This is a genomic window from Prevotella sp. HMSC077E09 (genome assembly GCF_001814685.1).
Classification (GTDB): Bacteria; Bacteroidota; Bacteroidia; order Bacteroidales; family Bacteroidaceae; genus Prevotella; species Prevotella oris.
Genome location: NZ_KV817599.1, coordinates 66088 through 90521 on the forward strand (window position 1 = coordinate 66088; position 24434 = coordinate 90521).

The window sequence follows — 24434 nt, forward strand, 5'->3', positions numbered from 1 at the left end:
TGAATTAAACTCACAGATGAAAAACCTTTGCCCAAGATTCTCTAAAATATTACATATTACATATTACATGTAACATTTAGGTCGATACACTGTTTTGAGGATTAGGGGAGAGAGATAGTTTATTATAATATATAATAATACTAATAATTATTATATATAATCTCTATAAAGCTATCAATCTGTAAGCATTCAGCCTCTCTTATGCATCATGCGCAACTATGCATTATGAATTGTGAATTAACATATGGTGCTAAATGTTACATGTAATATGTAATATTTTGAAAGTTCACAACTCTCTCCTACTCTACGCCTAAAAAATTTTATCTCACACTCTCACAATAAGTTAACTAAACATTAACAGCTCGACAGGCATGGGTAAGCTCCAAAAATTTGCATAATTCAGATTCTTTTTATAACTTTGCTCAACAAATAAAACATAATAAAAGAAAAGATGAGAAGCAGAACCGCAGTTTGGTTTGAAACCAAAATACGTTACGAAAAAACAATGGAAGACGGCATGCAGAAAAAAGTGTCTGAAAGCTATGTCGTAGATGCCTTGAGCTTTACTGAGGCCGAGAACACCATTATTGAAGAGATGCGCGTTTATATCAGTGGAGAATTCAAAGTGACCGACTTGAAGCAAGCAGCCTACGGAGAGATATTCTTCAGCGATGCCGACGCTGACGACAAATGGTATAAGAGCAGACTGCAATTCATTACCATTGACGAGAAAACCGAAAAGGAGAAGCGCTCAACAGTGACTTACTTAGTGCAGGCAGGAAGCGTTCCGGCGGCCGTGAAGCATATAGAGGAAGTCATGGGAGGAACACTGATTGACTATGTTATCGTGAGCATTCAGGAAACCCAGATTATGGATGTATTCGAGCACAATGGCCCCAAGAAGAACCCAGGCGGAGGCAATGACGTTCCGGAATATGAGGCCCCTGAAAAATCAGAAGAACCGACAGTTGAATAAAGGCGTATGAATGTTGATGTAGCAAAGAATTTGCATGAGGTGCTGGGCAATCTGCCTAAAGACGTCAGATTGGTTGCTATCAGCAAATATCATCCCTGCGAATATATCGAGGCGGCATATGCTGAAGGCCAGCGCATCTTTGGGGAAAGCCATGAGCAGGAACTCAAACTGAAGGTTGAGAAACTTCCCAAGGATATCCAATGGCACTTCATCGGACACCTGCAGACCAACAAAGTGAAATATATCGCACCTTATATTTCAATGATTGAAGCTGTGGACAGCATGAAGCTGTTGAAAGAAATCAACAAGCATGCCAACAAGCACAACCGCATCATCAAAGTGCTTTTAGAGCTCCACATTGCCGAGGAAGAAACAAAATATGGACTGACACCCGACGCCTGTCGGGAACTGTTGGCAGAGGGAGAATGGCGCACGCTCGACCACGTGCAGATATGCGGCCTGATGATGATGGCCAGCAACACCGACAATCAAGACCAGATTGCCAGCGAATTTGAAACTGCCGCACGCTTCTTCGATGAGATAAAGACCCACTACTTTGCCGACAGCGATGCCTTCAAGGAACGCTCATGGGGCATGAGCCACGACTACAAGACAGCTATCTGTCATGGTTCGACAATGGTTCGCGTAGGAACAACGATTTTCGGCCCACGTGTTTATTAAACCGGCAAAGAAGTTTCGTTTCAAAAAAATTACTATCTTTGCAAATAAAATGAAGAATGATGGTCTGAAAAGCCATTTCAAAAAGAACAATTTTATGCCAGAAATATCAGTACGCGGATTAGAAATGCCAGAGTCGCCTATCAGAAAGTTGGCACCTCTTGCGGCAGCAGCAAAGAAACGTGGCACGAAGGTATATCATCTCAACATCGGTCAGCCCGACCTTCCAACTCCCCAGTGCGGACTCGATGCATTGAAGAAAATCGACCGCAAACTGCTGGAATACTCTCCAAGCCAGGGCAATCTGAGCTATCGGGAAAAGTTGACAGGCTACTACAGAAAATACAACATCAACGTTGAAGCCGACGACATCATCATCACTTCGGGAGGTAGTGAGGCCGTGTTGTTTGCGTTCATGAGTTGTCTGAACCCCGGAGACGAGATTATCATTCCAGAGCCAGCCTATGCCAACTACATGGCATTTGCTATCAGTGCAGGCGCCACTATCCGCACGATTGCAACGACTATTGAAGAAGGTTTCTCGCTGCCGAAAGTTGAAAAGTTTGAGGAATTAATCAATGAGCACACTCGTGCCATCATGATTTGCAATCCCAACAACCCTACCGGATACCTCTACACACGGCGCGAGATGAACCAAATTCGCGACCTCGTGAAGAAATATGACCTCTATCTGTTCTCGGATGAAGTCTATCGGGAATACATCTACACAGGTTCGCCCTATATCAGCGCCTGCCATTTGGAAGGCATCGAGGAAAATGTCATCTTGATTGACTCTGTTTCAAAACGATATTCAGAATGTGGCATCCGCGTTGGTGCATTGATAACTAAGAATGCCGAAGTGAGAAAGGCCGTGATGAAATTCTGCCAGGCCCGACTCTCTCCACCCCTCATTGGACAGATTGTTGCCGAGGCCTCTCTGGATGCGCCCGAGGAATACTATCGTGATGTCTACGATGAATATGTGGAGCGCAGAAAATGCCTTATTGACGGTTTGAACCGCATCCCCGGCGTTTATTCGCCAATACCAATGGGAGCTTTCTATACCGTGGCAAAACTTCCAGTTGACGACAGCGAGAAGTTCTGCCGTTGGTGTCTTGAAGAATTCAACTATGAGGGCGAAACCGTAATGATGGCACCTGCCGCAGGTTTTTACACTACACCAGGTGCAGGCATCAATCAGGTGCGCATTGCCTATGTCTTGAAAAAGCCCGATTTGGAGCGTGCCTTGATAGTATTGAAGAAAGCCCTTGAAACCTATCCAGGGCGCGTTGTCGACGAAGAATAACCCCATATTGAACCTACCTCTTTTCATAGCAAGGAAAATCTATAGTGGCAAGACCGAGGGAAAACAAGTATCTCGTCCTGCCATACGAATAGCTACGGCAGGCGTGGCTATCGGTCTTGCCGTGATGTTGATATCCGTGAGTGTTGTGCTGGGCTTCAAACATACTATCCGCGACAAGGTTATCGGATTTGGAAGCCACATTCAGGTGGGTAGCTTCATGACTTTGCAAACAGGTGACTTCTACCCCATTCAAATGGATGACTCGATGCTGACCGTTCTGAAAACGATTCCGGGAGTGAAGCATGTTCAGCGCTATGCTATGAAACAAGGCATTCTCAAAACCGACCACGACTTTTTGGGAGTGGTATTCAAGGGAATAGGAGCCGAATATGACACAACTTTCCTGCATCAAAACATGCGCCAAGGCCATATTCCGCGCTTCACGGATAATGCCTCAAGCAACAAGATTCTCATTTCACAAAGCATTGCCGACAAATTGGGGGTGAAAGCCAATGACAAGATTTACAGTTACTTCATCGACAAAAACGGTGTGCGCACCCGACGTTTTATAATAGAAGGAGTCTATCAGACCAATCTCTCACAATATGATGACATCACCTGCTTTACCGACCTCTATACGGCCGTAAAGCTCAATGGGTGGGAAGACGACCAGACAACAGGGGCAGAGCTGACCGTCAAGGATTTCAACCAGTTAGACGATGTAGAAAACCTTGTGGTGAAAAAAGTGAACCGCACACTCGACCACTATGGTGAAACCTATTCATCGAAAACCATTCGTGAACTGTGTCCCCAAATCTTCTCGTGGCTCGACCTGCTCGACCTCAATGTATGGATTATTTTGGCATTGATGATTGCCGTGGCTGACGTAACGATGATTTCCGGTTTGCTCATTATCATTCTCGAACGAACCGTGATGATAGGCATTCTGAAAGCATTGGGCGCCCGAAATAAAACCATCCGCCATACATTCATGTGGTTTGCCGCCTTCATCATTGGCAAAGGAATGCTGATCGGCAATATTGTCGGACTTGGACTGATTTCCCTTCAACAGTTTACAGGCCTTGTCAAGCTCAATCCACAGACCTATTATGTCAACACAGTCCCTGTGGAATACAACATTCCATTGTTCATCATTCTGAACGTAGCCACCCTACTGATTTGTCTTTTTGTGCTCATAGCCCCAAGCTATCTGATTTCTCATATACATCCCGCTAAATCCATGCGGTACGAGTAATCAAAAACAACTGCTGACAATAAATAATGCACATAAAGTTTTGAGATGTGCAGATAATACCTTATCTTTGCACAAAATTTTTGATATTGTGCAATGAATTCATTACCAAATTTCAATAGTTACATAGAACAAAGCATCATCAACAATTGGGAGAAAGATGCCCTGACCGATTATAAAGGAGCCACCCTCCAATTCCATGATGTAGCAAGGAAGATAGAAAAGCTACACATTCTTTTTGAAAACAGCGGTCTTCAGAAAGGCGATAAGATTGCACTATGTGGCAGAAACAGTTCGCATTGGGCCGTGGCCTTTCTCGCCACACTGACCTATGGTGCCGTTGCCGTACCCGTACAAAACGAATTCAAAGCCGAACAAATACACAACATTGTCAATCATAGCGAGTCAAAACTGCTATTCGTAGGTGATGTCGTGGCTACCGAGATTAACGCTGATGAAATGCCTTCGTTGGAAGGTGTAATTTATATTCCCGACTTTTCAGTCATGCTTTCACGTTCTGAAAAGCTGACATACGCTCGCGAACATCTGAACGAAATCTTCGGACATAAATACCCCAAATATTTCCGAAAAGAGCATATCCACTATCATGTGGACCAGTCTGAAGAACTGGCATTAATCAATTACACCAGTGGAACAACGGGCTTTTCCAAGGGAGTGATGCTACCCTATCGTGCACTCACAAGCAACTATGATTTCCTTGCAGAAGCTATCGGCCCCAAACTTCCCAAACACTGTGATGTGTTGGCAATCCTACCAATGGGGCACATGTATGGTATGGTGTGTGAGTTCATCCTCGAATTCTGTTTAGGCAATCACACTTATTTCCTCACAAGGTTACCGAGTCCTACGATTATCCAACAGGCTTTTACCGAAATTCGTCCGGCTATCATCGTTGCTGTGCCCTTGATAGTCGAGAAGATTATACGGAAAAACGTATTCCCAAAGATACAGACCAACGTGTATAAACTGCTGATGAACATGCCCGTCATCAGCAAGAAGGTCAAGGAACGCATCCTCGACATCGTCCGTACAGAGTTTGGAGGCAATATGTATGAGGTCATTGTGGGTGGTGCCGGACTGAACAAGGAAATTGAAGAATTCCTCGTAAACATTGGCTTCCCTATCACTATGGGCTATGGAACCACGGAGACGGCTCCTCTGATTACCTATACAGACTGGCATGATTTCCAAGCAAGAAGCTGTGGCACTCCCGTCAAGAACATGGAAGTAAAGATTGCAAGTAACGACCCGGAAAACATTCCAGGAGAGATTATTACGCGTGGACTAAACGTGATGTTGGGCTATTATAAAAACGAAGAGGCCACAAAAGCCGTTATAGATAACGAGGGCTGGTATCACACGGGAGACCTCGCTACCATGTCGGCTGACGGACATGTGTTTATCCGCGGACGCATCAAGAATATGCTTCTCGGTGCAAACGGACAGAATGTCTATCCCGAAGAAATTGAAAACAAACTCAATTCAATGACCTTGGTGAGTGAATGCCTTGTCCTGCAAAAGGAGGAAAAACTCATAGCATTGGTTCATCCCGACTATGAAGAGGCCGAAGCCATGGGCTTCAGCGGAGAAGACTTGCAGAGCATTATGGAGCAGAACCGCGGAAACCTCAACGATATGTTGCCAAGTTTTTCAAAAATCTCCGCTATCCAACTCCATGAAGAAGAATTTGCAAAAACTCCTAAAAAGAGCATCAAACGCTATCTGTATCAGGATGCTATCTAAAGAATGAAAACTATATCTAAAGCAAAAAGTAAAATAGAAAAAATAACATTATGGAACAAACACCAAGTTTCAATAGTCTGATACAACAGTCTATCATCGACAATTGGGATAAGGATGCACTCACAGACTTTAAGGGTGCAACGCTGCAGTATCATGATGTAGCACGTAAGATTGAGAAACTTCACATCATGTTTGAAAGTAGTGGTGTGGTTAAAGGCGACAAGATTGCACTGGCCGGACGCAACAGTGCCAACTGGGCTGTGGCTTTTCTGGCTACGCTCACCTATGGTTGTGTGGCCGTTCCTATCCTTCATGAATTCACACCCGACCAGATGCACAACATTGTTAACCACAGTGAAGCCCGCCTTCTCTTTGTTGGAGATGTTGTAGCCACACAGATTGACGCAACGAAAATGCCTGGACTTGAAGGCATTATCTATATCCCCGACTACTCGCTTGTGCTCTCACGCACAGACAAACTGACCTATGCGCGCGAGCATCTGAACGAGATGTTTGGCAAGAAGTATCCTAAATACTTCAGAAAAGAACATGTCAATTACTATATTGACACTGATCCCGAAGAGTTGGCACTCATCAACTACACCAGTGGAACGACAGGATTTTCCAAGGGCGTGATGCTCCCCTATCGCGCATTGTGGAGCAATGCCTACTTTGCCAACCAAGTATTGGGTAAACAGATTAAATGTGGAGACAATATCATCAGCATTCTTCCCATGGCCCACATGTATGGCATGTCGTTTGAATTCATCTTCGAGTTCATCAAAGGTTGTCATATCTTCTATCTCACCCGGGTGCCAAGTCCGGCCATTATCGCCCAGGCTTTCAGTGAAGTAAAGCCCAAGGTTATCATCAGTGTGCCATTGGTCATCGAAAAGATTATCCGCAAGAAAGTGTTCCCGAAAATACAGAACAACCGCATGCGCATGCTCCTTCATATGCCTGTTGTGGCTAAGAAAGTGCGTGAAAAGATATGCGAACAGGTGACCAATGCCTTCGGTGGTGAATTCTATGAGGTCATTATTGGTGGTGCTGCTTTCAATCAAGAGATTGAACGCTTCGTACATCAGATTGGTTTCAGATATACTGTAGGCTATGGAGCCACGGAATGTGCACCAATCATCTGTTATTCAGACTACAAGGAATATGTACCGGGAAGCTGTGGCCGAGCTGTTGTCAACATGAAAGTGAAGATTGACAGTCCAGACCCAGAGAATGTACCGGGAGAAATTCTTGCAAAGGGACTCAATGTGATGTTGGGCTATTACAAGAATGAAGAAGCCACGCGTCAGACCATTGATGCCGACGGCTGGTATCACACGGGCGACCTCGGAACAATGGATGCCGACGGGAATGTCTTCATCAAAGGACGTTCCAAAAACATGCTCTTGGGTGCCAGCGGACAGAACATCTATCCTGAAGAGATTGAAGACCGCCTGAACTCAATGCCTATGGTCAATGAGAGTGTAGTGATTCAGGAAGGTGACAAACTCATTGGATTGGTTTATCCTGATTATGAAGAGGCCAAGAACATGGGCTTCTCCAACCAAGACTTGGAAACCATCATGGAGCAGAACCGCAACGAACTTAACCAGACGCAACCCGCCTACTGCAAACTCACGGCTATCCGTATCCATGAAGAAGAGTTCGAGAAAACACCAAAAAAGAGCATCAAGAGATACCTCTATCAAAAGTAAAAAAGCAAAAAAACAAGAAAACAGAAAAGAGGACAGAGAGGGTAAAAAAGTAAATGAGACTATTGAATGGAACGATAAGGAAATCATTCCCGACCAAACAATCTACAAGTCTTTTTACTCTTTTGCCCTCTCACTTTATGTTTCCTTTACTTTTTACTTTCTAAAAGCATTGTAATCTGCATCAAGTTACATCGTAATCTGCATCAAGTTACACGATAACTTGCATCAAGTTACAACGCATTCTGCATCAAATTACAACGCATTCTGCATCAAATTACAAGCAAAGATCAGCGAAGAAAAACTATCATACCGCTTTTATCATCATTTCACCGATAAATACCACTTTGCAGAAAGATAAATAAAAGGAAAACGGTATGCATAGGAAGAACAAAAGAAGAATTATGAAGAAAGGTGCATTGTCAACAGGCAATGCACCTTTCTTCTGCTTTAGTAAAATCTGTTTTCCTTAGAATGGCAGATCATCTGCACTTTCACCTTCAGCATTCTGCTGTGGAGGGAATGGAGCCTGAGCACCTGCAACAGGAGCCTGTCCAGCCGGAGCAGCACCAAAAGCCTCTGGAGGAACAGCTGCGCCAATCGTTGCCGGATCAATCTGACGGACATCAAATGCACGGATACTGTTGAACCAACGACCGTTATATTCATGGGCATCAATATCGAAAGAAACGTTCACTTCCTGACCAATCTGAATATTGAAACGCTGCAGACGCTCTTCACCGAAAACGCTGAAAACCATCTTATGAGGATAATTTTCATGAGTCTCGATAACAAAATCCTGCGCTTTCCATTCGCCACGTGCAGAGGTACCCGAACGTGCGGGAAGTGCTGCAATAACCTTACCTTGTAAATCCATAATCGTATTTTATATTATTTTTTCAAGTTTCAAAATGCAAAAAAGAAGTTTTTGTTTTTACACTTTATTCTGCGAAATTACTAAAATAGTTCTAATAAATGAAACATTTTGTACCTTTTTTTTGTTTTACACAGGGGTTTTTACTATTTTTGTATGTACAAAAAACGTAAATGGAATAATAACTAATAAACAACGATACTAATGAGATTTACATTATCCAGCAGCGCACTGAATGCACGCCTGCAATCACTTGCCAAGGTTATCAACAGTAAAAACTCACTGCCTATCCTCGACAGTTTCCTTTTTGAAGTCAGCAACAGCGGACTCAAAATTACGGCATCAGACAGTGAGAACGTTATGACTTCGCTCGTGGCGCTTAGCGAATGTGACGGTGAAGGAAGCTTCGCTGTGCCCAACCGCACAATCCTTGACGCTGTCAAAGAACTGCCCGAGCAACCACTTTCGTTCGATGTTGACATTGAAGCGCTCACTATCAAAATTCTCTATCAGAACGGTATGTACAATTTCACGGCACAGAATGCCGATGAATATCCTCATACACAGGCCGTACCCGACGGTGCAAACGTTATCACCATGACCTCAGCTTCATTGGTGAGCAACATCACCCGCTCGCTCTTTGCAACGGCTACCGATGAACTTCGCCCTGTAATGAACGGCATCTACTTCGACTTGACAACCGACTATTTAGCCATTGTTGCCACAGACGGTCATAAGTTGGTGCGCAACCAAGACTATACGGTCAAGAGCGAAAACGCGGCATCATTCATTCTTCCCAAGAAGCCTGCTACGCTCTTGAAGAATGTTCTGAGCAAAGACGACAACGAAGTAGTCATCAGATTTGATGACCGCAGCACTGAAATTCGCTTTGCCGAGGGTCAACTCACCTGTCGCCTTATTGAAGGAAACTATCCTAACTACAATAGCGTTATCCCACAGAACCCCCACAATATGAACATCGACCGCAAGAGCCTTATCGGTGCACTGCGTCGTGTGTTGCCGTTTGCAAGCGAGAGCAGTCAGCTTGTTCGGTTCCGCATTGAGGCTGGCAAGTTGGAGGTTTCGTCAGAAGACATTGACTTCGCTACCAGTGCCAAGGAGCAGATTATCTGTGACTACAACGGTCCGCAAATGAGTATTGGCTTCAAGGGAAGTTCATTGCAGGATATCCTTAACAATCTTGACGGTGATGAAGTCATCTTCCAATTGGCAGATCCAAGCCGTGCAGGGGTCATTGTTCCAGCCCAGCAGCCTGAGAATGCCAACATTCTGATGTTGATTATGCCCATGCTTCTCAACGATTAACCGCTTGCTCACGCTTAATATTGACAATGAAATTAAATCTGAAAAAGCCCCTCGTAGTCTTTGACCTTGAGACTACGGGGCTTGATATTGTTAACGACCGCATCATCCAGCTGTCGTTTATCAAGGTTTGTCCTGATGGAACAGAAGAGCGCGGAGATCATCTTATCAATCCGGGAAAGCATATTTCCGACATGGTGTCTGACCTTACGGGTATTGACGATGAAAAAGTGAAGGATGCTCCAAGCTTCAAACAACTGTCTGCAACACTGGCCGAGGAGTTCAAAGGCTGTGACTTTGCAGGGTTTAATTCCAACCGCTTTGATGTTCCAATGCTGGCCGAGGAATTCCTTCGGGCAGGTATAGATTTTGACTTTTCAAAGTGCAGGCTCATTGATGCACAGACCATTTTCCACAAAATGGAGAAGCGAAATCTGGCGGCTGCCTACGAATTCTATTGTGGACGAAAAATGGAGGAAGACTTCGAAGCACACCGTGCCGACCAAGATACCGAGGCCACCTATCGCGTGCTGTTGGGACAGCTTGACATGTATTCGGCAGACAAGCAGAGTGAAGCCGAGCGCATATTGCCCAACGACATGGACTATCTGGCTGATTTCTCCAAGCAGAATGATAATGTTGACTTTGCAGGACGCATTGTCTGGGGGCCTGTAAAGGATAAAGACGGCAAGCCTTTGCTGGATAAAGACGGTCAGCCACAGGTGCAAGAGGTGTTCAACTTCGGCAAATACAAGGACATGCCAGTGGCAGAAGTTTTGAAGAAAGACCCTGGATATTATTCCTGGATGTTGGCGGCAGAGTTCCCAAACAACACCAAACAGGTGCTCACACGCATCAGACTACGAGAATTCAACAAGCGCTCATGCTGAAAGGAAAGAAGATAGTACTTGGAATTACAGGCTCTATAGCAGCCTATAAATCGTGCCTCATCATTCGTGCTCTTATCAAACACGGTGCTGAGGTACAAGTTGTTATAACCCCATCGGGCAAAGAGTTCATTACGCCGATAACGCTTTCTGCACTCACCCATAAGCCTGTAATCAGCGAGTTTTTCTCTCAAGGTGACGGCACATGGCACTCCCATGTAGACCTTGGATTGTGGGCCGATGCCATGCTCATAGCCCCTTGCACGGCAAGCACACTCGGAAAAATGGCACATAGTGTGGCCGACAACATGCTTATCACCACCTATCTCAGCATGAAAGCCCCCGTGTTTATTGCTCCGGCAATGGACCTTGACATGTTTCAACATCCTTCTACGCAGGCCAATCTCCAGCAACTGAAATCTTATGGCAACCACATCATAGAACCCGCAAGCGGCTTTTTGGCCAGTGGACTTGAGGGAAAAGGGCGAATGGAAGAGCCGGAAAAGATTGTGGAACAACTCGACAAATTCTTCAACCCTACTGCTGACCTGCAGGGAAAGCATATCATGATTACAGCTGGTCCTACCTACGAGAAGATTGATCCCGTGCGTTTCATCGGCAATTATTCAAGCGGAAAAATGGGATATGCACTGGCCGAAGAATGCTATCGCCGTGGAGCTGAGGTCACATTGATAAGTGGCCCCGTGAGTCTTAGTTGCTCGGAGGGCATCAAAAGAATAGACGTGGAGAGCTGCAAAGAGATGTATGAGCAGGCAACAAAGGCCTTTCCACAACAGAATGCAGCCATTCTGTGTGCGGCAGTGGCCGATTTCAAACCCGAAAACGTGGCAGAAACGAAGATTAAACGTGAGAAAGACGACTTGCTTATCCGTCTCAAACCCACGCAGGATATTGCTTCTACGCTCGGAAAGATGAAGACCTCAGACCAGCGTATCATTGCTTTTGCACTCGAAACCAACAACGAAGAACTGAATGCCAAGCAAAAATTAGAGAAGAAGAATGCCGATTTCATCGTGATGAACTCTACCCGAAATCCAGGAACGACATTCCAGAGCGATGAGAACCAGATAACGATTATCCATAAAGAAGGAAAGAAAGAATATGCCAAGAAGCCGAAAACAGATGTTGCCAAAGATATTGTTGACGAGCTGGCTACTCTTTTGTAGTGGCTCACTGCTGGCACAGGAACTGCAGGCTACCGTCAATATCAATCATGCACAGATACAAGGCACAGACAACACGATATTCGATAATCTGCAGACTACTCTCATGCAATTTCTGAACGACCGCAAATGGACGGCTTTACAGTTTCAGAAAAATGAGCGTATATCCTGTAGTTTCAATATCACGGTGAACAAATACGACCGCAAGACCAACACTTTCAGCTGTAAGGCAATCGTTCAGGCTAACCGCCCGGTATTCAATTCTTCATACACCACTACCTTATATAATAATATTGATAACAACTTCGACTTTGAGTTTGCTGAATTCAGCCAGCTCGATTTCAACGAGGAACATATTGACAACCAACTGACGGCTCTCTGTGCCTACTATGCCTATCTCATCATCGGCATGAACCTTGACAGCTTCTCGCCCATGGGAGGAACTGACATTCTACAACAATGCCTCAACGTGGCCAATAATTCTCAAGGGTTGAACTTCACGGGTTGGAAGAGTTTTGACGATGACCGAAACCGATATGCCTTTATCAATGGCTATATGGACGAGGCTTTGAAACCTTTCAGAATGCTTCAGTATGATTACTATCGGACAGGACTTGACGAGATGGCCAATAATGTGGAAAAGGCACGTGTGAACATCACTACGGCACTCGAGAACGACCTCCAGAAAGCCCATGAGAACCGTCCTTTGAGTATGTTGCCACAGATATGGACCGACTATAAAAAGGATGAGCTTGCCAATATCTATCAAGGCAAAGGCACGCAGAAGGAGAAAGAAAGCGTCTACGAAATTCTTTTCAGACTCAATGCCAGCCTGAATGAGGCATGGGATAAAATCAAACGATAAAACATAGACAATGCTGAAACAATTATATATCAAGAACTTCACGCTGATTGACGAACTGAACATTGCATTCAACAGCGGTTTCTCTGTGATTACCGGAGAAACAGGTGCAGGAAAAAGCATCATTCTCGGTGCTATCAACCTGCTTCTGGGTCAGCGTGCCGACACGAAAGTCATAAAGGCAGACAGGGATAAATGCGTGATTGAGGCTCACTTCAATCTTTCGAAATATGGCATGGACCAATTCTTCGCCGATAATGACATTGACTATGATTCAGAAGACTGCATCATCCGTCGGGAAATCAACAAGAATGGCAAGAGCCGTGCATTTGTCAACGACATGCCCGTACAGCTTACACTCATGAGAGAGTTAGGCGAGATGCTTGTAGACATTCACAGCCAACATCAGAACCTCCTTCTGCAAAAAGAAAACTTCCAACTCAATGTGGTTGATATCATTGCCCACGACGAGCAAGAACGAGAGAACTATCAGGAGAGTTTCAAAGCCTATCGAAAAGCTCATGCCGACCTGAAACAATTGGAGGAAAATATAGCACAAGGCAAAGAGAATGAAGAGTTTATGCGCTTCCAGTTCAATGAAATTGAAAAGGCAAACTTGAAAGCCGATGAACAGGAAAACATAGAACAGGAAACCGAACAACTCTCGCATTCAGAAGAAATCAAGGAGGCGCTTTTCGAGGGTGACGGCCTGCTTACAGGCGAAGAGCGGGGAGCCGTGGAACAAGTGAAACGAGCTGCCAACCGACTGCATGCTATCGAGCAGGTGTACCCCAATGCCAAGGAATTGGCCGAACGACTCGACAACTGCCACATCGAACTTAAAGATATTGCCCAGGAAATCAGTCGTGATACTGACCATATAGAATTCGACCCAGCCCGACTTGACCAACTCAATGAGCGCCTCGATACCATCTATTCCCTTCAACAGAAATTCCATGTGTCGACCATTGCCGAACTCCTGCAAATCAAGGAAGAACTCGGGAAGCAGTTGGGCAACATCGACAACTCGGAAGAATTGCTTGAAGAAACCCGACAACGCGTGAACCAACTCGAACAACTCTGCCATGAGAAGGCCGAGATGCTCACACGGAAACGTGAGAAAGCGGCCTTGTTGGTAGAGAAAGAAATGGCCAACCGACTTGTACCTTTAGGGATTCCCAATGTGAGATTTCAAATTCAACTCACTGTCAAAGAACTCTCTGAAGACGGTCGCGACAAGATAGCTTTCCTCTTCAGTGCCAACCGAAGTACGCCGCTCCAGCCTGTCAGTCAGGTCGCCTCGGGGGGTGAGATAGCCCGCGTCATGCTCTCTCTGAAAGCCATGATCAGCGGTGCCGTTCAGCTCCCGACAATCATCTTCGATGAAATAGACACCGGGGTCAGCGGACGAGTGGCCGAGATGATGGCACAAATCATGCAGGAAATGGGCCTGCACGACCGACAGGTCATCAGCATCACCCACCTTCCACAGATTGCAGCACTCGGCACCACCCACTATAAAGTGTCGAAAGAAGAAACCAATGAAGGCACAGTCAGCCACATGCGCCAACTCACCAACGATGAACGCATACAAGAGATTGCCCAGATGCTCAGCGGAAGTAATATCTCGGCCGAAGCTATCAGCAATGCCAAGGCCCTGCTCAAGAAAGCATGAGGCATCGTCTGGAAATATCCACCATATCACATTACGAAACAAGATAACCCTATATCAACAATGAAAAAATCAATCATCATCATCTTAACCTTCGCATTCTCCCTGGGGATGTTCGCACAATCGGCCTCCATGCAGAAGACTGCCAAATCCGTATTTACACTCACAACTTTCAATAAAGACGGCAGCCTGCGTGCCTCAAGCCATGGCGTCTTCGTGTCTTCCGACGGACAGGCTATCAGCACATGGACACCCTTTACCGGCGCTGATCATGCCATTGTCATTGATGCCAACGGCAAGCAACACAACGTAGAGACCATCATTGGCGCCAACGAGCTCTATGATGTCTGCAAGTTCACCGTCAGCGGAACCACTCTCCCCGCTCCCATTGCCAGTTCTCAAGCCAATGGAAAGGCTTATCTCATAGGCTATTCAGTGGCTAAAGCCGACGTGAAGCCCTTCAAGATAGGCAGTGTGGAGAAGTTCATGAACAAATATAACTACTATATTTTCACCCAAGATGCCGCCGAAAACATGGCAAGCTGTCCGTTTGTCAACGACCGTGCACAGGTTATCGGACTCCTCCAGCATGGCAAGAATGGCGAAGTATATGCCACCGATGCCCAATTGGCCAACGACATCAAGGCAAATGCTTTCTCTGTCAACGACCCCGTATTGCGCACCTGCGCTATCCGCACGGCACTGCCCGAGAAGCAGGAAGAAGCCTTGCTCACCATGATGATGACAGGCGAGACGGTAGACTCTCTGAAACGACAGGCCTACATCGACGACTTCATCAAACGTTTCCCCACAGCCACCGAAGGCTACACCAACAAAGCCATAAGCTATGTGGATGCAGGCAAATATGCAGAAGCCGACAAGATGATGCAGACCGCCATTGAGCGTGCCACCAAGAAAGACGAGGCACACTCTGAATACGCCAAGGTCATCCTGCAAAAGCAAATCTATCATGCCGACAGTCCCTATCCAGCATGGACACTCGACAAAGCCCTTGAAGAGGCACGCAAAGCCGAGGCCCTCAATCCGCTCGACGTGTATCGGCATCAACAGGCACAGATTATCTATTCACAAGGACAATATCAGCAAGCCTACGACCGTTTCATGGCACTCACCCAAAGCCCTATCCGCAATGGCGAGTTCTTCTATGAGGCCGCCCAATGCAAGACCATGCTCAAGGCTCCGCAAACAGAAATCATGGCCCTGCTCGACAGTGCGGTAGCTGCCTGTCCCCAACCGCTCACATCCGTGGCTGCCCCCTATGTGCTGGCACGCGGCATGGCCCTTGATGCCCAGGAAAACTACCGACTTGCCCTGAAAGACTACAATCTCTACGACTCACTCATGCAGGGACGCCCACTTGCCTCCAACTTCTATTACATGCGCTATAAGTGTGAGACCAAGACCCGCCAGTATCTTCAAGCTCTCAACGACATTGCCCGCGCTATCATCATGACCCCCGACGAGCCAACCTACTATGCAGAAATGGCATCGCTCAGTCTTCGGGTAAAGCGTACGGAAGATGCCGAGAAAGCCGCACAACGCTGTACAGAACTTGCCCCCGAATATGCCGACGGCCACCTGCTTCTCGGCATTTCCCAACTCGAACTTGGCAAGAAAGAAACAGCCCGTTTATCATTGCTGAAGGCCAAAGAATTGGGTGACAAACGGGCCGATGAGTATCTCAAACAAATCAAATAAAGAGTCTCAAACAAAGAGCATAAAACAGGAAAGTATCAAATAGCATGCAAGCCCGCCTCCTTCCATGGAGGTGGGTTTTTCATTCTATCTCCACCTCCACACGCTCCCCTCTTCCCAAGGCCTCCGTCATCTTTTGCATCAGCAAATGCAGGGCGGTTCGAGAGTTCATCAATTCTCCCACCCTGCGGTTCCACCCCACAAGAATGCAACCTGAGGTGTCAGCGGGCCTATTTCCTGCATGAATGCGGATACCCTTAAATCCACGCACACCATAGACCAACGGGAGCCAGCAACCAAAACGCGGGCTCTTGGTGATCAGCACTCGATAGCATCCCATGGGGATAGCCACCCTGCCACGTGCTTTTGCCAACTGAATATCACGGAGCGGTGTTTCCTGGGTCAATCCGCAATCAGCAGGTTCCAGCGTGTCACAAAAATATTGTCCGCCGACATAGAGATATCCGATAGTATAATCCGTTTTTCGCGCTATACGTTTAATATTGATTTTCATAAGTACTTTTTTAATGATTAATGCACAATTCATAATGCATAATTCATGAATCATGATTCCTCGTGCCACATTACGCATTATAAATTATGAATCATGAATTATGAATTAACATATGGGCCTAATGTTACATGTAATAATGTAACGTGTAATATTTTACCTTACCCTCACCCCCTCTCCCAAAGAGAGGGGGAGGTCTAATTTGAGTGGACTTACTCACCTTCCTCAAACAATATTCTCCAGCTCGCACTCCCCTCTCCTTGAGAGAGGGGTCGGGGGGAGAGGTGTCCGGGGAGAAGTTATCTTATATCTTCTTCCACATTCCTTTTCCAACACGTTCAATCCAGCCACTCGCTTTCCAACGATGAATGACAACCCGAAGCGTACTCGCATGCTGATGTTTCAACACCTCAAGGTCGTGGAGGGTGAAAGTCGTTGGAAGTTCATCGAAAATCGTTGTATCTCTCCTCTTCCGACCGACAGAGGAAACTGACTCCGCCTGTTCCAACAGCACCTCACCAAATAGCCTGCTCTGCTCGCGAAGTACATAATCTGCCATCGTTACGGCAAACTTCAAACAATCATTCGACTCTTTCCCATAGAGCAACCGATAGACCACCCCACAACGAAAACCAATGACAGCAGCCCGCTTGCGATAGGTGTCCATCACTGTGTCGGCGCTCTTCATGGCCTCCAACCGCCGTGCCTCAACCCAGTTGGCCATAGCCCTGCGCAACCGAGGGGTATCCACAAATCCCTTAGCCTCTCTCAATCGGGTGACACACTCACTGATAGCCTGCCGGTGCGCATCATTCATGCCCTTGAAGTGAGGCATCGGGGCAAACGAATTATCAGGCATCTCGGCAAGCATCAGACGGGAGGAAAGTCCGTTTTCCACATTATCCGTCTTAAAACATTTGCGCAATGCTCCATACGTGCCAAGAATTGTCCAATTATAAGCCACCTCAACAACTCCACTCTCTGCCTGGTCGGAATTATAATCCTGGCCCCAACGTCCGTTGTCGAAAGCCAATCGGTAGATGTCATATTTCGTAGACCACGAGCCAGCTCCATTGGTCTTATACAACGTATCGAGTTCTTCGCCGAAAGAATAAAGCGTGTGTCCATGTGCATTCTTCATTCGCTTTAGAAGCGTGGAACAGGAAATCGTGACAGGCACATTCCTAATCATCACTTCTGGGTCGCGAGGGGCTTTCTCATTGGCTTTCCTGCACTTTCGGGCCTGCTTCCATTCGTCCTCCTTATGTCGGGCAAGGGCATCCTCCTCGTCCATCTGCTTGAGCCACACGTCAATAGCTTCCTTACACGCACTCTTTCCCGAGGCCTGCGGACCAACGATGACGCTCATCAGTCCCAACCTCATGCGCTTGCCATCACAATACTCCACCTCAACTCCGTCGGCATAACTTGCCGCCAAGGGCAACACGGCACAGAGCACAGCCATTTGCATAGGCTCAGGCACACCGAAGATCGACTCTCTCAATCCACGACACAACACCGAACTGAGCGCCTTTTCTTCTGTTTCCTGTAAAGGTTCAGACATTTCATCGCCCTTTGCCTCGCGTTCCAGATCGGCAATAATAGTCTTCAGCAGCCTTGAAATTCCCTTGGGCTGCTCCTTGCAAGCCGACTCAAGCACACTTTTCATTTCCTGCTCCGGCAACCCCATGCGAGGCATCACGCGCATGAGCTTCCCTACATTATTGTCACAGATTGCCCTGAGATTGACGGCCAACTGATGAAGTTTCACATTGCGCTCTCCTTCCTGAGGCTCACCGCCCATCTTCTCCCACCAGCGAGAAATAATCGTGTCATAAGGAATCCCACGAAAGGTAGCAGCAACCTCACCCTGTGCTTTCTCCTGACCAGCGGCAGGGGCAGGCAGAGGTTGTCGTGAGGCTTCCTGATTTCCAGACTCCTTCAACGCCGACAAGCATGCAGGCGTTTCAGAAATTGTTGGAGGTTCCGGCACGGCAAACAGCTTCTCGCTCTCATACAAGATATACGGCTCGGGAACAGCAAACGAACAGCGCGCATAATCCTTGACACTCTCATCATAGACGCTCATGCCCAACTGACTTGCCATCCACTTCTGCCCCTCAGCCAAAGCCATGCCTTGAGGAAGCACGAAAACCAGACGCAACCCCTCCAACGATGGCGAAACATGGGCAAGCACTATGCCCAACGTTTCTGCCCGCGGGGCAATCTCTCTCCATGTTTCGCGCGGAGCAGGAATATGGTCGATATCAAAAATACTCAATCCTGTTGGAACGGCTTCGGCATTCGCCCTGCGCCCCTTGGGAAACGTGGCATGAAAAAGAAACACTGGCAGACGACGTTTACATTCCGACTTGCGATGTTCGAAATCTTCCTGGCTCATCTCACCCCGAAGTTTCATCTCGCGGGCATCGGCTATCTCTGCACACAACCTACCGACTTTCTCTGACCGCACCACCTGGCGGAACAATTCGGGGGTACAATCTACTACCCCCCTGCTTATACTTGAACTATAACCAAACATATGTTTTCAATGTTTAATGTGGAATGTGAAATGTTTAATGTGAAATGTGGAATGAGGAATGTGGAATGAGGAATTAGAAATGAGGAATGTTTAATTATGAATTATGAATTATGAATTATGAATTAAATCAACTCCACACTCCTCACTCCTCACTATAAATTATGAATTGCAAAATACATGAAGTCTGATGCTTCCTGACTTTCACGGTCAATCACCTCATAAGGACTTTCAATCTCTGTCCGTTCAACAGAGAGTGTCAGTCGGGCACGCTCCTTGCTGACGGTTGCTTTTCCATGTGCCAGCCGAATGGTCTTCGTTCCCGGCTCACTCTCCTGCACCGGCTGTTTCCATGCATTGAAATTTCCCTCCTTGGGGTTCACCAATCCGATAGACCCTCTGACTCTGTTTCCACTTGCAATGAGCGACTGATACACCTTGTCGGCAATTTGAAGTTTGATTTCCATGATGCTATCCTTTCTTTAGATGAGTTTTGTGATATAGATTTGATTCTCATGACGCTCCATGCCGTTCTTGTCGGTGAAAGGGCGCTGCTTGATATAGCCCTGCATGCGGTGCATCATGGTGCGGTCGTAAGGTTGGCAGTCGCGTGCCATGTCGCCCGTCATTTCAGCATAGAATTCATCGATGCCGTCACTCAGAATAAATCCCATCGTGTGGAAAGTCTTCTGCGTTCCGTCCTGGGCTGTATACTGGCGCGAAGTGTGCGCCCCTTGGTTGATGATTGTTACAAACTTTTCCATTTTTACTTTTCGTTTTTTTATTGAACAAAAGCAGCCTGCCGTTCTTCTTCCCGGGCATAAGAACAAAAGCCTACCGACTCCATGTTTTGGAATCCACAGGCAAAGATAGGGCAAAAAGAAACGCTGTGAACCGAATGGAAACACAGCGTAAAAAACAAAGTAAAAAAGTAAATTCTATCGTAAGAAAGTCAGCAGACGGTCAGCAATAAGCTTCTGTCGGGAGAAACAGGTATTCACCTTATCCGTGAGTGAAAAGCTTTCCCAATGCTTATAATGCTTGTCAAGAATGCCATTCTTCGCTTTCTGCACGGCCTGATAATCACAGGGGTAGTCTAGGGCATGGCTGAAAGGCAATTGCTCCACACGCTGGCAGAAAGCCGTCAGCTCACCGGGCCAACCATAGAAATCTACCAGCACCCTGTAAATGGCCACCCACTGCGATTTAACCGTGAACAGGGGCATCAGTGCCTCTATTCCTCGGGCAATCTCTTCCTCGCTCTTGCCCACCGAAGCCTCTTTCCCAGCAGGCACAACCGCTCGGTCAACGTTCACTTCGGCGCCACTCACGCTCAGATTCACCGTCTCATTATCGTGGATGTCGATATACGATCCCTGCACATTGATTGTATTTCCCATATCATCCTTGTTATTCTTCACGCGCTTTTCTGGTTTTCTCTATCTCATCAAGAACTATCTTGGGATTTCTAAGCTCCTTAACCAGCAAATCAACCTCGGTGCGTGGATTGTGAGCGGCATAATTTTTCTTCTCTCCTCTAATTTTACGCAGTTTTTGAGCCCTCTTTATTGCTTGTTCTTCATCACCATGTTCTTGTAGTATCTGATAAAAACCCTCATCATTCTTCTTATATTCGAATTTCTTATTCTTCGAGGCCTTCCTCACTTTGTCCTCAATCATCTCAATATTTGCTTACGGTCAACGCCCGTAACTAAATACTGAAAATGAAGCACATACCACAATTCGAATGCTTGGTTACTCCACGCACAATTCATTCCTTCTTTCTTCGCATCCTCGATAGCTTTGTTGAAATCCTTAAATTCGTCTTTATCAAACACAAGCCACACGCGGTCGAAAGACACTGGGCGCTCACGCTCAAGCTTCTCGCGAATCTTTTTCGCCTCATTTATCAACTGGCAAGTGCTACAACCACACCCCGCAACCTTTATTTCTTTCACTTCCGACCAACGCTCGGTGAATGCCCTAAAATAATTAGGCTCGGTTTTCTCTCCCTCACACACAATGAGAAACCTTACTATCTGGTCTCTCGTGCCTTGTTTTCGCTCACTATTAACTAAGGGGCCACGCTTCTTTTTCGTCTTCTTCATGGTTATGCCTGTGATTATCGGATGAAAGGAATGGCGCCATAACGGCCTTGAATATAATTTTTCTCGAAATTGCGGTCATTGCGCTCCTTGAATTCAAGAAGCGAATAGAGGTCGCTGGCTTCGGTGGCATCTTTCTCGGTGAACCACACCTGATCACGGCGAAGATACTCCTTATCAAGCAGATGCGTGTCGTGGGTGGTGAACACAAGCTGTGCCCCCTTAGGATTGGTTTCCTTATCCATAAACAAACGCACAATGGCACGTGTCAGCATGGGGTGAAGCTTGGCATCAAGCTCATCGACAAAGAGCACCTTGCCCTTTAGAAGTGTATTGAAAAGCGGGCCCGAGAACGAAATTACCTTATTTGTACCATTCGACTCATTATGATTTGCTCGGAACTTCGTTTGCTTCACAATCTTACCTTTTTTATTATATACATTATGTGTAGTATAAGTCTGATAAATTCTTTGCTCCTGAAGTTCTTTGAGATCAAAGTTTGGCAAAGCTGCCAATTTCTCTATCAGTCCTCCGGGAAGTTCTTTCTCTTCAACTTCAATAGCTGTAAAGCCTAAGTCAAGTTTCTTGAAGAGTTCCATAGCTTCTTGGTATCCCTCGGACTGATGTTCAATCATCTTAAGTGATAATCGCTCGTAGCTATCACTTTCAAGCCCTGAGATTGTATTACAATGACTTAAATATTTGATGAGTTTTTGAGAAACTTCTCCATTTAAGAAAGCCACAAGTGAGAGAAAAAGACGATTCTTTGTTCTAAGTTCCTTTTTATTTTTGCCTTCAGGAAAATATTTTGTTGAAATAGTAAAGTCTTCTCCCTCTCGTTCGAACAAAACATGCTCTTTACTATTCGGCTCAATCTTTCTTTCGTAAAGCCATTCGCTGACAATTTCTGTCGTTAGATATTCAAAACCATATCTATAGACCACACTATCAAGCAAAAACTGAATTTCAAACACTGTAGGGCTTTTTCTGCCTTCTTCATCAAGCATAAAAGAATCTTGAAAAATGCTCTTGTCAGATCTCAACTTATCATTGTCTTTAACAATCTCACGAAACAATCCCAACGCCTTGATAACATTCGATTTTCCACTTGAGTTAGCCCCATAGATTGCAGCCACAGGGAGCAGGCGGAAACCATCTTTTTCGATAACAGAGTCGGACAAGTCTTCAACTCTCCCCGCTTCCATGCGCAATGACTTGATGTCACGGAAGGAGCGGAAATTACCAAAACTAAAATTAATCAGCATATAATCGTTATAATAGTTAGTTGATGCAAAGATAACAAACAAAATGCATTTCATGGTGTTTTGCGAGATTTTTTCTCGGGAAAATGCATATATTTATATAAAATTACACCTCAAAGGTTATTTTTCGATGTTTTTTCGCGTTCATTAACGCTTTCATTTCTCGCCAACCACCAATTGTCCATTATCGTGCGCCTCAATATAATTGCCGTGCACGGTCAACGAGCGAGGTATCTGCGCTTGCCGACGCTCTATCTCTTCATCCACCCGAGCAAGGAGTGCATCGGCCTGCGGGAAGCCATGCCGACGGATATACTCGAAGGTGCGGCGAAAGGCATGGAGCGTTTCATCATCAATACATTCAGTGTGGGCAGTCCATTGCCAGGGGAGTTCAGCCGAGGGTTTGCTCCGCTTCGCCACTTCTACGAACACGACGCCCGAGAGAAACTGCCACAATTGGCGCTTCGGCACCGAGGCATAATAGAGTCGGGAAAGGAAATTCTGACGGTCGTTCTGCCACACACGATAAAGTCCTGCAGGGAAAGCCTCCAAAGAAGCAATCACCTTACCGACTTCATCGTCAGAGACCTGCAAGAACAGGCGCTTCGTGGTTTCTTCATCGGCCACCATTGAGAGCCAGCGCTCCATGGTCATCGCTTCACTGCCCAATTGGCGCCCCATTACGCTTCCAAGCCGTTCGAGCGAATGAACCACTTCGGCATCCACATCCACACCGAGCGCTTCCATGCGCCCCACGAGTGCCTGCCGACGCTGAGTCATTTCACGGCTGATATCGAGCAGCGAAAGCGAGCTGAAGCGTGCCAGCAGGCAGGCGAACTCCTCGCGTTCAGAGGTGCTCCATTCGGGCCAGGCTTCAAGCAGGTCGTCGATGCCGTCGGCCACCGCCTCAAGGCGCTTCAGTTCGCGCGAACGCTCGAGCAGAGGGCCGGCATAGTGCCAGGCAGAGAAATCCAGAAGCGGAAGCGAAGCTGATGTCCCACTGCAATTTTTCACAAACTGCTCTACAAGCAATGAGTTATGCTCTTTGTCGACTTCGACTACCCTCGTGCGCAGGCGTTCCCTCTCCACGCAGGCAAAAGCCTCATGCGCCAGCCCACGCTGCCTCCTGCACACATAGCCTATCAGTCGCCCCTGCCAGTCGTAGGCCACAACAGCCTGCGGGTCGGCATGATTGTCGTGCTCAGCACGCAGGGCGACGGCTTTTCCAAGGGCCTCCCCCATGAAGTCCTCCATACAGCCGGCTATCTCATGATAGGGCAGTCCGACGATGCGCAGTTGAATTATGCTCACTATGGTTTTTCTTTTGAAAGATTATTATTTCCTGAAAACTCATTTTGTTATCAGTGGTTTTGAAGAAAAAGTCCAACTGACACTCCCCTTAGTTTTTCAATCGGCATTTCTTTCGCATCCGATGACAAAGATAAGAAAAAAAATTGGAAAAACAAACGATTGAATATGTAATGAAAAAGAAAAAATAAAAATATTACATATTACAATATTACATGTAACGTTTACTCAATTCATCATGCATGATGCACAGGAATATAAGGGAAACTTACGGATTGATAGTTTTATGGAAATTATATATAATAATTATTAGTAATATTATATTATTATAATATATAATATATTATATATTATAATAAGCTATCTTCTACTCAGGCCTATTCAACATGCATAATGCATGGTTAAGAGATGTCAAGCGCTTTGTTTTCTCATGCAAATGCGCAATTATGCATGATGAATTAAAAAACAGTGAATTGAGTAAACGTTACATGTAATATTGTAAT

22 protein-coding genes are annotated in these 24434 nt (G+C 46.1%); 12 read left to right on the forward strand and 10 right to left on the reverse strand.

The genetic code is table 11. From position 1 onward, the window contains the following. The first annotated feature begins 451 nt into the window (after positions 1-451). The 6 genes from HMPREF2983_RS13080 (at position 452) to HMPREF2983_RS13105 (ending at position 7691) form a co-directional block, all read left to right on the forward strand. The gene (locus HMPREF2983_RS13080) at positions 452-976 is read left to right on the forward strand and encodes a DUF4494 domain-containing protein (RefSeq protein WP_018919171.1); all 525 of its coding nucleotides are present in this window, start codon (positions 452-454) and stop codon (positions 974-976) included. Positions 977-982: 6 nt separating this feature from the next. Continuing rightward, a complete protein-coding gene (locus tag HMPREF2983_RS13085; RefSeq protein ID WP_070669128.1) occupies positions 983-1657 on the forward strand; it encodes a YggS family pyridoxal phosphate-dependent enzyme in 675 nt (224 codons plus the stop codon). A 94-nt stretch (positions 1658-1751) separates the two neighbouring features. Beyond that, entirely contained in the window at positions 1752-2960 is a 1209-nt protein-coding gene (locus HMPREF2983_RS13090) for a pyridoxal phosphate-dependent aminotransferase (RefSeq protein WP_004372640.1), read from the forward strand. 7 nt (positions 2961-2967) lie between these two features. After that, positions 2968-4215 carry an ABC transporter permease gene (locus tag HMPREF2983_RS13095; RefSeq protein ID WP_070669181.1) on the forward strand — a complete coding sequence of 416 codons (1248 nt, stop codon included), beginning with the start codon at positions 2968-2970 and terminating at the stop codon, positions 4213-4215. Positions 4216-4308: 93 nt separating this feature from the next. Next, a complete protein-coding gene (locus tag HMPREF2983_RS13100; protein ID WP_070669130.1) occupies positions 4309-5976 on the forward strand; it encodes an AMP-binding protein in 1668 nt (555 codons plus the stop codon). Positions 5977-6026: 50 nt separating this feature from the next. Next, complete coding sequence (locus HMPREF2983_RS13105; protein ID WP_070669132.1) at positions 6027-7691, forward strand: AMP-binding protein; 1665 nt, start codon at positions 6027-6029, stop codon at positions 7689-7691. A gap of 466 nt (positions 7692-8157) precedes the next feature. Here the strand turns inward: HMPREF2983_RS13105 and HMPREF2983_RS13110 are convergent, their stop codons facing one another. Further along, entirely contained in the window at positions 8158-8565 is a 408-nt protein-coding gene (locus tag HMPREF2983_RS13110; protein ID WP_004372634.1) for a DUF3127 domain-containing protein, read from the reverse strand. Between the two features lie 201 nt (positions 8566-8766). Here HMPREF2983_RS13110 and dnaN point away from each other — a divergent pair, with 201 nt between their 5' ends. From dnaN to HMPREF2983_RS13140, 6 genes are read left to right on the forward strand one after another with little or no spacing between them, the layout of a single operon-like run. Beyond that, positions 8767-9888, forward strand: coding sequence for a DNA polymerase III subunit beta (gene dnaN / locus HMPREF2983_RS13115; RefSeq protein WP_004376538.1), 1122 nt, complete (start codon positions 8767-8769; stop codon positions 9886-9888). A gap of 26 nt (positions 9889-9914) precedes the next feature. Continuing rightward, a complete protein-coding gene (locus HMPREF2983_RS13120) occupies positions 9915-10775 on the forward strand; it encodes a 3'-5' exonuclease (protein WP_070669134.1) in 861 nt (286 codons plus the stop codon). Then, the gene (gene coaBC, locus HMPREF2983_RS13125; protein ID WP_070669136.1) at positions 10769-11959 is read left to right on the forward strand and encodes a bifunctional phosphopantothenoylcysteine decarboxylase/phosphopantothenate--cysteine ligase CoaBC; all 1191 of its coding nucleotides are present in this window, start codon (positions 10769-10771) and stop codon (positions 11957-11959) included. The genes HMPREF2983_RS13120 and coaBC overlap by 7 nt, the downstream gene beginning before the upstream one ends. Next, positions 11916-12821 (forward strand): type IX secretion system protein PorD, encoded by a 906-nt coding sequence (locus tag HMPREF2983_RS13130; protein WP_070669138.1) that lies wholly within the window; start codon positions 11916-11918, stop codon positions 12819-12821. Before coaBC ends, HMPREF2983_RS13130 begins: the two co-directional genes overlap by 44 nt. A 10-nt stretch (positions 12822-12831) precedes the next feature. Then, positions 12832-14493, forward strand: coding sequence for a DNA repair protein RecN (gene recN, locus HMPREF2983_RS13135; RefSeq protein ID WP_070669140.1), 1662 nt, complete (start codon positions 12832-12834; stop codon positions 14491-14493). 60 nt (positions 14494-14553) lie between these two features. Further along, positions 14554-16209 (forward strand): tetratricopeptide repeat protein, encoded by a 1656-nt coding sequence (locus HMPREF2983_RS13140; RefSeq protein ID WP_070669142.1) that lies wholly within the window; start codon positions 14554-14556, stop codon positions 16207-16209. Between the two features lie 79 nt (positions 16210-16288). On the opposite strand, the gene HMPREF2983_RS13145 is transcribed toward HMPREF2983_RS13140, so the two are convergent. From HMPREF2983_RS13145 to HMPREF2983_RS13180, 9 genes are all read right to left on the reverse strand, one after another. Beyond that, positions 16289-16720 (reverse strand): DUF5675 family protein, encoded by a 432-nt coding sequence (locus tag HMPREF2983_RS13145; protein WP_070669182.1) that lies wholly within the window; start codon positions 16718-16720, stop codon positions 16289-16291. 301 nt (positions 16721-17021) lie between these two features. Next, a complete protein-coding gene (locus HMPREF2983_RS13150; protein WP_070669144.1) occupies positions 17022-19259 on the reverse strand; it encodes a BT4734/BF3469 family protein in 2238 nt (745 codons plus the stop codon). A gap of 152 nt (positions 19260-19411) precedes the next feature. Next, on the reverse strand, positions 19412-19723 hold the full coding sequence (locus tag HMPREF2983_RS13155) for a hypothetical protein (RefSeq protein ID WP_004372625.1): 312 nt from the start codon (positions 19721-19723) through the stop codon (positions 19412-19414). A gap of 15 nt (positions 19724-19738) precedes the next feature. Then, entirely contained in the window at positions 19739-20020 is a 282-nt protein-coding gene (locus tag HMPREF2983_RS13160) for a hypothetical protein (protein ID WP_004372624.1), read from the reverse strand. Between the two features lie 174 nt (positions 20021-20194). Continuing rightward, positions 20195-20656: a hypothetical protein gene (locus HMPREF2983_RS13165; protein ID WP_246829417.1), complete on the reverse strand. Its 462-nt coding sequence runs from the start codon at positions 20654-20656 to the stop codon at positions 20195-20197. Between the two features lie 10 nt (positions 20657-20666). Beyond that, the gene (locus tag HMPREF2983_RS14380) at positions 20667-20936 is read right to left on the reverse strand and encodes an RloB domain-containing protein (RefSeq protein WP_246829418.1); all 270 of its coding nucleotides are present in this window, start codon (positions 20934-20936) and stop codon (positions 20667-20669) included. Next, on the reverse strand, positions 20933-21364 hold the full coding sequence (locus HMPREF2983_RS14385; protein ID WP_246829419.1) for an RloB family protein: 432 nt from the start codon (positions 21362-21364) through the stop codon (positions 20933-20935). The genes HMPREF2983_RS14380 and HMPREF2983_RS14385 overlap by 4 nt, the downstream gene beginning before the upstream one ends. Positions 21365-21378: 14 nt before the next feature. Continuing rightward, a complete protein-coding gene (locus HMPREF2983_RS13175; protein WP_070669148.1) occupies positions 21379-22626 on the reverse strand; it encodes an AAA family ATPase in 1248 nt (415 codons plus the stop codon). Positions 22627-22779: 153 nt separating this feature from the next. Further along, positions 22780-23934: a hypothetical protein gene (locus tag HMPREF2983_RS13180; RefSeq protein WP_246829420.1), complete on the reverse strand. Its 1155-nt coding sequence runs from the start codon at positions 23932-23934 to the stop codon at positions 22780-22782. Positions 23935-24434 lie beyond the last annotated feature (500 nt).